The organism is Amphritea sp. (assembly GCF_050300915.1).
Taxonomy (GTDB): Bacteria; Pseudomonadota; Gammaproteobacteria; order Pseudomonadales; family Balneatricaceae; genus Amphritea.
On the sequence record NZ_JBNKYN010000109.1, the window covers coordinates 1 to 11,921 of the forward strand.

Sequence of the window (11,921 nt, forward strand, 5' to 3'; positions counted from 1 at the left end):
AACTGTAAAATTCTGCTCGGCCTGAGGTGACGGTGACTGAGCGGCTATCGCTGAACCCGGGGTCATCTCATTCAGGGGAACCGCGAAATTCTGCTCGGCCTGAGGTGACGGTGACTGGGCGGCTATCTCTGCACCCGGGGTCATCCCATTCTCGGCAACCACGAAGCCCTGCTCTGCCTGAGGCGACTGCGCCTGATCGGCTACCGCTAAACCCGGGATCATCTTATCCTGGGGAGGCGCGAAATTCTGCTGCTCCGGCTTGAGTGGCTGATCGGCTATCTGCGGGTAAGCTACCGATCGATCCTGGCGTTGCGCGTCCACATCTGTCGGTGACTGAATAACCAACGAAGCTTCACGGACAGCAATCTCCGTCTGCGGTAACGACTCTTGAGAATTAAGTGGCACAACAGCGGCAGAAAACGTTGTCACGCCTGTCGCAGAAGCAGACGTGTTAACGCGCTCAGAAGCAGCACTAACGTCAGCTTGCGGAGAAACACTCCCCAACTGTTTCAGTGCAGAATCCAACGCCACCGCCAGGTCAGCCCGGCGGTACTGATCAATCTGCTTTAAGGTATCATCACCCGATTCATCTTTTTTCGTCTGGGCAGCATCGGCATGATCAGCGCTGAGCTGTTTAAACCGCTGCTCTAACTGCTGCAACCGCCCCCCCTCTTCAACCCGTGCGACAGCCTCAGCCGTCTCTTCAGCAACCGTATCAACCACTACCTGCGTAGCCGCACTTTCTGCCACACTACGATTTCCTGCTGGCAATAACTGGCCACTGACCGGCAAATTCTGTCCGCTGCTTTTTTCTGCCAGATCGCTTTGCCCGACACTGACTTGCTTAGCAACAACGGGCGCCTGCTGTGCCTGTCGCAAAGAATCATCAAATGACGGCGGCGCAGAAGCTAAGCTTGAAGGCACCGTAGCGGTTACCGCACCTGCCACAGCACTTCCCGGCACCGATCCGACGTTCAATAATGACCCGACCCCATTAGAGGCCGAAAGAGTTTGGTTCATACTGCATTTCCAGGTAGATCGCTATCTATCCAAACAATGCACAATCGGTGCCATAAAACTCAGATAAAGGGTGGACGAATCAACTGTGAACGTTCATCAAGCGCTTTCTGCAGCAGTTTGTCTGCCTGCTGCGACTCCTGTCGTTTCAGTTTATCCACCAGCATATCCACCGCTTTGAAATGCTGATAGACACTTTGCCAATACTCTTTCACCTTCTCCAGCTGACCCCGATCCATCTGCAAGGCATTTTCCTGCTGCTCGACAGCCAGCCTCAATTTCTGCATAAACGCCTGATGCGTCTGAATCTGGCCCGGCGAAACACCTGACGCACCAACCTGATAAAAACTATTCGCATAGTCAGCGTAGTACTCTCGCAACTGCACCAGCGTGGCCTCACCCTGCTGCACTTTTGTCTGCGCCTGACTCAGCCACTGATCCGCCTGCTTACGCTTACGCTCCGCAAGATCAAGTACTACCTGTAACCGGGTTGACCGCTTCTTCACTGTGTCTGATTACCCATAGCAATATTTTGCCGCCCCTGTTGGCCAGCCCCCACACTAGCCGGATTCGGCGTTAACACCATTGCCAGGTCGGTAAGGCTCTTCTGAAAGCCAAAAGACTCATCCAGCCCCTGCTGCAGAAAGGCATTCATCAGTGGCATCCGCTCGACAGCAAAATCGGTTTCGGCATCACTGCCGCGCACGTAAGCGCCAATGGAGATAAGATCGCTATTCTGCTGAAATTTAGAATAGATCTGCTTAAATCCCATTGCCGCTTTAAGATGATCAGAACTAACCACCTGAGGCATCGCCCGACTGATCGACTGTTCAATATCGATCGCCGGATAGTGCCCCCGCTCGGCCAGGGTGCGGGACAAAACAATATGACCATCGAGAATCGCCCGGGCAGAATCCGCAATCGGGTCCTGCTGATCATCCCCCTCGGTCAGGACAGTATAAAACGCAGTGATTGACCCTCCGCCGCTGTCGCCATTACCGGCGCGCTCTACTAATTTCGGCAGTTTGGCAAATACCGAAGGGGGATACCCTTTCGTTGCCGGCGGCTCACCCACCGCCAGAGCGATCTCCCGCTGGGCTTGCGCATAACGGGTCAGTGAGTCCATCAGCAATAGTACGTTCTTCCCCTGCTCCCTGAAGTATTCCGCCAAACGGGTTGCCAGCTGTGCTGCTCTGAGCCGCATAAGCGGAGATTCATCGGCTGGGGATGCAACCACCACCGCACGCCGCATCCCCTCTTCACCAAGGCTGTGATCGATAAACTCTTTCACCTCCCGGCCACGCTCACCAATCAACCCAACGATAACAATATCCGCCTCGGTAAAGCGGGTCATCATCCCCAAAAGCACACTTTTACCTACACCACTTCCTGCAAACAACCCCAAACGCTGTCCACGACCAACACTCAGCAGCGAATTAATCGCCCGAATCCCTACATCCAGCGTCTGCCGGATAGGCTGACGGCTAAGCGGGTTAATATTTCGCCCCTGCAACGGTACCGTGGTTTTACAACCCAGCGGCCCAAGGCCATCTAATGGTTTACCCACACCGTTAATAACCCGCCCTAACAACTCAAAACCAACGGCAACGTCACTCCCACCCTGCATTGGGCTCACCCGGGCGCCCGGTGACAATCCTTCCAGCAGATCAACAGGCATCAGATAGATGCGATCGCCGGAGAAGCCAACAACCTCCGCTTCAACCGGATCGCCATGCTTAGGATAGATAAGACAGTACTCACCCATAGATGCCTTAATACCCACGGCTTCCAGCGTAAGACCGATCAGACGGGTTATCTGCCCATGAGCAACGGGCGCGGGAATTTGATAGTCGAGACCACGAAGCCGGGACAGGCGTTTTAGCAGCGGATCACTCATGCGTTTCCGGTGGCTGCTCTGACGATGAGACAGAGTCCTCATCGTCAGCTTGAAGTAAAGCGTTACGTAAGCAGGAGATTGCAGCATCAAAACGCCGTTCAACCGTGTTATCCAGCAAGCCATAACCGCTCACCACCTTGCAACCGCCACGGGAGAGCGTCGCTTCTTCAACCAGACTCCAGCGCTCATTCAGCGCCAGTAGCGGCTCCAGCTGCGGAACATCATCAGGATGGAGAATAATTTTAATCTCAGCGCCCGTTTGCGGTAGCTGAGCGATGGCATCCTCAACCGCCTTAATCACCGCTGCGCTATCCAGCTCAATCTGAGCACCGATAACCGCTTCAGCCATTTCGGTAATCAACTCAACGACCACCTGCTCAACCTGAGCACTCACCTGCTGTAGCGGCTGATTCAGCTGTTGCTGCAAAGCACTCAAGAGTTGCAACTGTGCATCAATCTCAGCACGCGCCGCTGCCAGTCCCTGCTGACGGCCACTGGCGCGCCCCTCTTCAAGCCCCTTTTGCAACCCTTCATCACGCCCCTGCTGCAACCCCTCCTGATAGGCGTCTTCACGAATCTTTTCAAGCTCTGACAGTTTCAGGCGGCCATCCACAACCTCTTCAACCACATCTTCCACAACCGCTTCAGGCTTACGCTGCAACCCCACCAGGTGATGACTCTGCATCACAGGCAGCGTCCAGAGAGCCGCCGCCCGGGCATCTTCTGCACGTATTCTGATAACTGACTTATCGATCGCCTTCATCCGCATTACAACATCTCTTCGCCGCCACTACCCAGTACAATCTCACCCTCATCAGCGAGACGTCGGGCCACATTGAGAATCTCTTTCTGCGCATCTTCAACCTCACTGACACGCACCGGACCTTTGGCCTCAAGATCATCACGCAACAGCTCGGCAGCTCGTTTCGACATATTTTTGAAGATTTTTTCCTGCAGCCCGGTTTCCGCACCTTTCAGTGCGACCACCAGAGTATCGGTATTAATCTCACGCAGAATAACCTGAATACCCCGGTCTTCGATATCGATGAGGTTATCAAATACAAACATCATATCAGCGATCTGATCACCCAGCGTTTCATCCATCTCACGGATTTTCTCCATCAGCTCCTGTTCAATATTAGAATCAAAGTAGTTCATAATATTCGCGGTTGTTTTCAGGCCGCCCAGACTGGCACTCTGACTGCTTGCACCGGAGAATTGCGATTCGAGGATATCATTCAGTTCCTGCAGGGCAGAGGGCTGAATCTGATCAAGCGAGGTAATTCGCATCATGATTTCCAGACGCACATTTTCATCAAAGCGCTGTAACACATGAGCCGCCTGATCAGGGTCGAGATAGGCAATCACCACCGCCTGAATCTGCGGATGCTCATAACGAATAATCTCAGCAACCTGACGGGAGTCCATCCATTTAAGACTTTCCAGGCCGGAAGTATTGGTCGTCATCAGAATCCGGTCAACCAGAGTCTGCGCCCGATCATTCCCCAGCGCCTGACTCAGCATCTCTTTGATATAGTGGTCATTATTGATACCGATGCTGGTCTGATCACTGATCGCTTCCATAAAATCAGCCATCACCGACTCAACCGTGGACTGCGGGATGTTATCCAGATTGCTCATGGTTAAACCCAGCTGTTGCACCTCTTTTTGCCCCAGATAGCGCAACACTTCTGCCGCATCACTCTCGCCCAGCGAGATCAGCAGCACCGCAGCCTTCTGAATGTTAGTCAGTTCAGCGCCTGACTCTTTTACATCACTCATTCTCAATCACCCACTGACGGATCGCCTGCGCAACTTTAGCCGGGTCTTCAGCAATCATGCTGCGGATCGCATTCATCTGGTATTCATAGGTTTCATTCGGGGTCGGTGCCAACGCATTATCAATACCACTAAAGGTAACCCGGTCTGCCGAGATGCCGCTCATATCCAGCGACTCCAGCTCGGAAGCGATATTAGTGTCGGTCTTCGCCGCTGCACTTTCGGCCGCTGCTTTATGCGCGGCACTGACAGCCAGATTTTTCATAATAGGTCGCAGCACACCAAATACCAGCAGCAGTACAAATATCCCACCCAATACCTGTTTCGCAATATCAAGCACCCACTCCTGCTTCCAGATGGGGATCTCCTCTTCCTGATAGACCTCAGGCACTGCAAACGGCGAATTGATCACGCTTACGCTATCCCCCCGAACCGCAGAATAACCAACCGCATCCTTAACCAGTATAGTCAACCGATCCAGTTCATTCTGATCCCAGGCACTACGAGTTTTCTCCCCACCATTAGGGCTGGCTGTCGGAATATCATCAACCACCACCGCCACAGACAGACGGTTAATCTGCCCCATCTGGTGTTTGGTATAACTGATCGAGCGATCCAGCTCATAATTCCGGGTAGCCTGTGAACGGGCATTTTTCGGTCCTGCCGGACGCGCCACGACTCCCTCATTCTGCAGCGGCAAGCCAGCAGCTCCCACCTGTGGAACAGAGCTTGCCCCTGGAGGCTGATTTGACAATGCCCCAGGCACACCACTGGCAGCTTCCTGCCCGGTAGTACTTTCGTCCAGCACCTGTTCACTGCGCAACGCTGGAAGATCAGGATTATAGATCTCATCGGTCTGTTCAACGGCGGTAAAGTCGATATCTGCAGACACTTCTGCCCGGTATCGCCCTAACCCCACTACCGGCTGCAAAATGCTGTTAACCCGATTAACCAGGGTCTCCTCAATTCTGCGGGTGTACTCAAGCTGCTTTGCGGCAAGAACCACATCGGTATCCATATCCCGGGTATTCAGCAAACGTCCCTTCTGATCGACCACAGTGACATCTTCACTCGACAATTCAGGGATACTGGAGGCAACCAGATTGGTAATGGCCTCAACCTGAATCGGCTCCAGCCGCTTACCAGCAACCAGATCAAGAAACACCGAGGCCGTTGGCTTACGCTGATCCCGGACAAACACCGACTGTTTTGGCAGCGCCAGATGCACCCGGGCACTTCGCACCGCCAGCATACTGGTGACAGTACGGGCTAACTCACCTTCCAGACCCCGACGATAGCGGGCATTTTCCATGAACTGACTGGTTCCCAACCCCTGATCTTTATCCAGCAGTTCGAAACCAACAGTATTATCATTTGTGAAACCCTCGGCAGCCAGACGCAACCGGGCTTTGTGCAGATACTCATCCGCGACCAGTATATTGTGGCCGGTTGAATCAAACTTATAGGGAATACCGTTAAGCTGCAGTTGCTCAACGATCTGATTAGCATCCGCATAGGAAACATTACTGTAGAGCACCCGGTAATCCGGTTCCTGCGACCAGAGCACAACGGCAAAGCCGATCGCAATAGTGGCCGCAAGCCCCACCATCAGACCCAACTGACGCACCAGCCCCAAGCGGTTAAAGCCAAAGGCTACCGATCCACCTGTTCCTGCCTGCACTGTTGCGCTCTCCATCTAACCTGACACCCTGATGCTACGACTGCATTTTATGCGTATTAGACTCATCAGATCGGCATTTTCATAACGTCTTCATAGGCGCTAACCATTTTATTACGCACCTGAGTCAACGCCTGAAATGAGACCGAAGCCTTTTCCATACTGATCATCACCTGGTGCAGATCAACACCGGCAACACCCTGCTCGTAGGCCGTTGCCAGGCTTTTCGCCTGAGCCTGGGAATTATTCACGCTATCAATAGCGCCCTTAAACAGATCAGCAAAGCTTTCACCGTTCTGCTCAGCGGCAACACTACGAACGCCATTGGGGCGCTGCATATCCGGAGAAATACCCTGCTGGGCCTGCATTTTGACTTCACGCATCTGCTGCAACACCGCGTTTATGTCTGCACGTACAACCATAGATACCTCTAAAATGGCAATATATTGACATTATAAGTTTGAACAGCCACTTATCAAGCAGCAAAACAGCTTATTCGCCAATAATATGACACAAAAACGTGTCAATTTTTAATCTCATCATTGTATAAAGCAAAAAACGAGCCATAGGCCCGTTTGTTTTTTGACATAGACTGAGATCATCCCGCCGCAGGTGGCTCACCATATTTCAGGCGCACATACATCAGCGCCACAGTGATCGCATCCCCCAATGCCGTATGCCGCTCAAGCATCGGGATATCAAGACGCTTTGAAATAGTATCAAAGCGCAGATCAACATCGCCGCCGACGTAACGCCACTTAATAATATCGTGGTAAACATGAGATAGTTCGATCGCTTTACCCGGCAATCCAAAGCCATAGCGAGGGCGCAGATACTTCTCCAGCATGCGCACATCATAATTGACGTAATAACCCAGAATCGGGCGGTTACCGACGAATTCAAGCACCTTCTCCAGCGCTTCATCCATATAAACGCCGTCAACCAGGTCGGCCGCACGGATCTTGTGAATTTTAATCGAGTCACCAGTGAGACTTTTTGGCGGTTTCAGTTTTATATCCAGCCGCTCGCTGGTCATCACCTTACGGCCCTTAATTTTCACCGCACCGATAGAAAGAATCTCACCCTCTTTAACATTAAGACTGGTCGTTTCACAATCCAGCGATACCACTTCATCACCTTCATAAGGTTCAAACAGGTGTGCGTACGGGCCATTTTTATGGTCCATACGGTCTTTCATTTTTCTTATAGTTCTGGGAATAATCATATTCCGTTCAGCCTCCCAGGTGATACCTGAGTGTCAGATGCTTTTTGAAACCCTTAACGATATGCATGCCATCACGCAGCAGATCTCGTTCCATTTTATCCAATGATGACAACTCCAGGATATTAGGCGTTAGATCAACGCCATCCACTGATCCATCGATACGCTTAACCTGCTGTCTCAGACGGGTCTGAATAAACAACGCCAGCGCTTCCGCCAGCTCGCGACCATGCTCCTCCTTCATCTGCCCCATTTCAATCAGTGCCTCAATCCGCTTAAAGGTGTTGGTTTCGAGGATTCTGAACTGCAGCGCCATGGTACGAATACCGTGCACAATCGGGAAGATACCCGCCTTCTTCACATCCAGTTCGCCTTTATCTTTCAGGTTGCCGAAAAAGGTTAACGGTGTATTAAACTCAATCGCCGCCCGGGCGAAGTGGGAAAAGAACACATCATTGTTTTTCAGGTGACGCAGAAACCAGTTGCGAGACGTTTTAAATAACGCTGAATTACCCGCAACCGGATGAGCATCCACCGCAATCGCCAGATTCATCTGCGCTTCACCTTCGCACAGATAGGACCAGTCACTCAACTGCTGCGTCCATTCGCCGATCGACTTAACCCAGGCAGGGTTTGATACCATAATATTGCCGGGACACTTGGGAAAGCCAAACGAGATCAGCGTATCACTGAAGCGCTGCATGGTCTCCTGCATCTCCGGCCAGATCAGACCGTCACGATAGATCAGAGCGTTGTCCTGGTCGGTCTTAATGATCTGCTCACCGCGCCCCTCACTGCCCATGACAACCAGGCAGACATGGGGCTGCATATCCCGGGGGATGACCAGATCAAACAGCTTCGCGATCACCCGCTCATTCATCGCCGCAATCAGCTCCATAGCAAAGCGAGCCTTAACCCCCTGCGACACCAGCGCCTTAATCAGATCATTCAGACCATGCGCCGCTTCATACAGATCCTCAACAGTCTGCGCCCGTTCAATCCGCAAACCAATCACATGTGAGTGACTGGAGAAGTAACTTAATACGTCGGTCAACTCGATAACGCCAGTGAGACGACCTTCATCCATCACCACCACCCGCTCAATACGCTGTTGAGTCATAGTAATCAGCGCATTAAACAGGTAATCATCGGAGGTCGTCGAGATCAGACGATAACTGGCAATCTCAGCAACATCTGCATCCAGACTCAGCTTATTCAGCACTACGGCATCAAGAATATCGGTACCGGTCACCATGCCATAGCGATTACCCCGCTTAACCAGCACGCAATCAGCATGCTTTTCGCGCATCATTTTCGTCGCCTCTGTAATACTGGTACCTTCCAGCACCACCAGGGGCTCTCGAATCAAACCATCTTTAATCTGCGCCAACATAAACTCCGCCATATCCTGATCCCCGCCCTCCTGGGCCTGAATCTCAGTTTTGGCAGACAAGCTCTGCTGAAAGTAGTCAGCAAAACGGCTGTTGGAAGCACACAGATCCAACAGTACCCGGGTGGGCAGGATATGACAGATGGTTTCTTCTACCGCGATAAAGTTATGAATCGCTTTACCCCGGATAGCCGACCAACCACCAAAATAATCTTCATTGGTATAGTGAACATAGAGATGCTGTTGCTCATTACCCTCTTCAGGCACATCACTCTCAGCGACACGCCCCTTGAGGATAACGTAGACCCCCTCTGGCACACTTTCAGCAGCCAGAATAGTTTCTCCAGCCTGGTAGTAGCCAATATCCAGACTTAACCGCAGTACCTCCTGCTCCTTTTCATTGAGCAGACTGAACGGCATGTTCTCCATTTTAAAAGATGATGGCATACATATTCCTCCACACCAGAAACAACCCTGAAAGCGCCTGATTAAAGAGCCACAATAACCCTTTAAGCCGGAGCTTTCGCCTCCCCCAGGAAAACCTGATAAAAAAAGGCGCGCCAACCCTCGCTGGCGCGCCTTGCATTTAGCTAGATCTGTTCAGATCTTAGTGCGCGTGAGCGGCACCAGCACCACGGGGTACACGAATATTCTCAACCATCTCCTGAATTTCAGCAGGCGGCGGTGGAGTCATCATAGACACAACGTAAGCGACGATAAAGTTCAGGATCATACCAACGAAGCCGAAGCCTCCGGTAGAGATACCCAGGAACAGATCGTCTTTTGAACCACCCATAAAGGTGAAGTAGATCATGTAAGCCATGGTTGAACCCAGACCAACGACCATACCTGCAATGGCACCCTCTTTGTTCATACGAGCGTTGAAGATACCCATCACGATAACCGGGAATACAGAGGAGGATGCCAGACCAAAGGCCAGCGCCACCACCTGCGCCACAAATCCCGGCGGGTTGATACCGAAATAACCGGCGATACAGATCGCTACGATAGCCGCAACACGGGCATACATCAGCTCCTGTTTCTCAGAGATATTCGGATTGATACAGGTCTTCATCAGGTCGTGGGCAATCGCAGTTGAGATTACCAGCAGCAGACCCGCCGCAGTAGACAGCGCTGCCGCAACCGCACCTGCCGCTACCAGGGCAATTACCCAGTTAGGCAGCTGAGCGATCTCAGGGTTAGCCAATACCATGATGTCACGGTCAACATAGACTTCGTTGACAAATGGAGCACCCTTAGCAGGAGTAGGATTAACCTTCGCGTTTGTCACTGCACGCTCACCATTCACACCCCGAGCTTCACCATCAAACGCCGGCTTACCACCTTCAAACGCCGCACCAGCAGAGTACTGAATCTTGCCGTCGCCGTTATAATCGTGCCAGCCCAGCAGACCCGCATTTTCCCAGTTTTTAAACCAGGTAGGCATCTTCGCATACTCAGTACCCACATTTGCTTCATCAGTACCATTAAGGGTCTGAATCAGGTTTACCCGGCCAAAACCAGCAACACCCGGAACCGTAGTGTACAGAATAGCGATGAAGATCAGCGCCCAGCCAGCAGAGGTACGTGCATCTTTCACACGAGGTACAGTGAAGAAACGTACGATTACGTGTGGCAGACCTGCAGTACCAGCCATCAGAGCGGCGGTCAGACAGAAGATATCAATTGTCGACTTCTGCCCTGAGGTATACTGGGCAAAACCAAGATCGACCGAAAGCTTATCCAGCGTTGCCAGAACAGACATGCCGGAATCCAGTGTTGCACCCAGACCCAGCTGAGGCAGGAAGTGGCCGGTAATCTGCATAGACATGAAGATCGCAGGCACCATGAACGCCAGGATCAACACGCAGTACTGCGCTACCTGAGTATAGGTAATACCCTTCATACCACCGAGAACGGCGTAGAAGAACACAATCGCCATACCCACGATAACACCGGTGTTGATATCAACATGCAGGTAACGGGAGAACACGATACCCACACCACGCATCTGCCCCGCCACATAGGTGAAGGAGATCACGATAGTACAGATAACGGCAATCACACGTGCAGTGGTCGAGTAATACCGATCACCGACAAAGTCAGGCACAGTAAACTTACCAAACTTACGCAGATAGGGTGCCAGCAGCATCGCCAACAGCACATAACCACCGGTCCAGCCCATCAGATAGGCAGCACCATCACGACCGATAAACGATACCAGACCGGCCAGAGAGATAAACGATGCAGCAGACATCCAGTCAGCAGCCGTCGCCATACCGTTAGCAATTGGGTGTACACCACCGCCCGCTACGTAGAATTCTTTTGTAGACCCGGCACGGGCCCAGATTGCGATACCGATATAGAGAGCGAAGGAGCCCCCTATAAAGATGTAAGTTAGTAGATCAAGACTCATATTGTCATCCTCAGCTCAGTCGTTATTGTTCTTATTCATGAACGTCGTACTTTTCGTCCAGCTTGTTCATGCTAGACACGTACATCCAGATCAGAGCGACGTATACAAAGATTGAACCCTGCTGATCGATCCAGAAACCCAGAGGGAAACCGAAGAACGGAATTGCGTTCAGTTGATCAACAAACAGGATCCCAGCTACGAAAGACACTACAAACCAGATTGACAGGTAAGTTATGATAATGCGCAGGTTTTCAGCCCAGTAGGCATCAGCATTGTCTTGTGAAGAAGTAGACATTTGCACCATCCTTATTTTTGTTATTTAGGTTAAGTAAAAGTTGTGGACTGATAGAATTTAACAAAGTGTTCTGGCAAACAAATCCCCTACTTTGGTCTGATCAAATAAGTCAAAACGATGAAAAACCGACTCCAGCCCAAGCCCTGCGGCACATTGAGCCATTCCCGAAAAACCTATATAACTCAACACATTAGACAAAGGTATAAGAGCAATAGAGATCGGAAGAG

At 51.6% G+C, this 11,921-nt stretch carries 11 protein-coding genes; all 11 read right to left on the bottom strand.

The window, feature by feature from the left end; all coding sequences use genetic code 11:
• Nucleotides 1-1,020 (bottom strand): hypothetical protein (locus ACQY8X_RS19485; RefSeq protein WP_428036799.1); only part of this gene is annotated, 1,020 nt, incomplete at its 3' end.
• 59 nt (nucleotides 1,021-1,079) lie between these two features.
• Entirely contained in the window at nucleotides 1,080-1,523 is a 444-nt protein-coding gene (gene fliJ, locus ACQY8X_RS19490) for a flagellar export protein FliJ (RefSeq protein ID WP_428036800.1), read from the bottom strand.
• Nucleotides 1,520-2,914 carry a flagellar protein export ATPase FliI gene (gene fliI, locus ACQY8X_RS19495; protein WP_428036801.1) on the bottom strand — a complete coding sequence of 465 codons (1,395 nt, stop codon included), beginning with the start codon at nucleotides 2,912-2,914 and terminating at the stop codon, nucleotides 1,520-1,522. The genes fliJ and fliI overlap by 4 nt, the downstream gene beginning before the upstream one ends.
• A complete protein-coding gene (locus ACQY8X_RS19500; protein WP_428036802.1) occupies nucleotides 2,907-3,683 on the bottom strand; it encodes a FliH/SctL family protein in 777 nt (258 codons plus the stop codon). Before ACQY8X_RS19500 ends, fliI begins: the two co-directional genes overlap by 8 nt.
• On the bottom strand, nucleotides 3,683-4,696 hold the full coding sequence (gene fliG / locus ACQY8X_RS19505; protein WP_428036803.1) for a flagellar motor switch protein FliG: 1,014 nt from the start codon (nucleotides 4,694-4,696) through the stop codon (nucleotides 3,683-3,685). Before fliG ends, ACQY8X_RS19500 begins: the two co-directional genes overlap by 1 nt.
• A complete protein-coding gene (fliF, locus tag ACQY8X_RS19510) occupies nucleotides 4,689-6,389 on the bottom strand; it encodes a flagellar basal-body MS-ring/collar protein FliF (RefSeq protein WP_428036804.1) in 1,701 nt (566 codons plus the stop codon). Before fliF ends, fliG begins: the two co-directional genes overlap by 8 nt.
• 50 nt (nucleotides 6,390-6,439) lie before the next feature.
• Entirely contained in the window at nucleotides 6,440-6,793 is a 354-nt protein-coding gene (gene fliE, locus ACQY8X_RS19515; protein ID WP_428036805.1) for a flagellar hook-basal body complex protein FliE, read from the bottom strand.
• Nucleotides 6,794-6,969: 176 nt separating this feature from the next.
• Nucleotides 6,970-7,569 (bottom strand): 3'-5' exonuclease, encoded by a 600-nt coding sequence (locus tag ACQY8X_RS19520; RefSeq protein WP_428036806.1) that lies wholly within the window; start codon nucleotides 7,567-7,569, stop codon nucleotides 6,970-6,972.
• A 34-nt stretch (nucleotides 7,570-7,603) separates the two neighbouring features.
• Nucleotides 7,604-9,430 carry a DUF294 nucleotidyltransferase-like domain-containing protein gene (locus ACQY8X_RS19525; protein WP_428036807.1) on the bottom strand — a complete coding sequence of 609 codons (1,827 nt, stop codon included), beginning with the start codon at nucleotides 9,428-9,430 and terminating at the stop codon, nucleotides 7,604-7,606.
• Nucleotides 9,431-9,590: 160 nt separating this feature from the next.
• On the bottom strand, nucleotides 9,591-11,399 hold the full coding sequence (locus ACQY8X_RS19530) for a sodium:solute symporter family protein (protein WP_428036808.1): 1,809 nt from the start codon (nucleotides 11,397-11,399) through the stop codon (nucleotides 9,591-9,593).
• A 31-nt stretch (nucleotides 11,400-11,430) separates the two neighbouring features.
• Nucleotides 11,431-11,694 (bottom strand): DUF4212 domain-containing protein, encoded by a 264-nt coding sequence (locus tag ACQY8X_RS19535; protein ID WP_428036809.1) that lies wholly within the window; start codon nucleotides 11,692-11,694, stop codon nucleotides 11,431-11,433.
• Nucleotides 11,695-11,921: the final 227 nt, after the last annotated feature.

Bases quoted from the DNA above. Each gene is read 5' to 3' on its own strand.
- fliI (WP_428036801.1), bottom strand. From the start codon at position 2,914: ATGAGTGATCCGCTGCTAAAACGCCTGTCCCGGCTTCGTGGTCTCGAC.
- ACQY8X_RS19500 (WP_428036802.1), bottom strand. From the start codon at position 3,683: ATGCGGATGAAGGCGATCGATAAGTCAGTTATCAGAATACGTGCAGAA.
- fliG (WP_428036803.1), bottom strand. From the start codon at position 4,696: ATGAGTGATGTAAAAGAGTCAGGCGCTGAACTGACTAACATTCAGAAG.
- fliF (WP_428036804.1), bottom strand. From the start codon at position 6,389: ATGGAGAGCGCAACAGTGCAGGCAGGAACAGGTGGATCGGTAGCCTTT.
- fliE (WP_428036805.1), bottom strand. From the start codon at position 6,793: ATGGTTGTACGTGCAGACATAAACGCGGTGTTGCAGCAGATGCGTGAA.
- ACQY8X_RS19520 (WP_428036806.1), bottom strand. From the start codon at position 7,569: ATGAAAGACCGTATGGACCATAAAAATGGCCCGTACGCACACCTGTTT.
- ACQY8X_RS19525 (WP_428036807.1), bottom strand. From the start codon at position 9,430: ATGCCATCATCTTTTAAAATGGAGAACATGCCGTTCAGTCTGCTCAAT.
- ACQY8X_RS19530 (WP_428036808.1), bottom strand. From the start codon at position 11,399: ATGAGTCTTGATCTACTAACTTACATCTTTATAGGGGGCTCCTTCGCT.
- ACQY8X_RS19535 (WP_428036809.1), bottom strand. From the start codon at position 11,694: ATGTCTACTTCTTCACAAGACAATGCTGATGCCTACTGGGCTGAAAAC.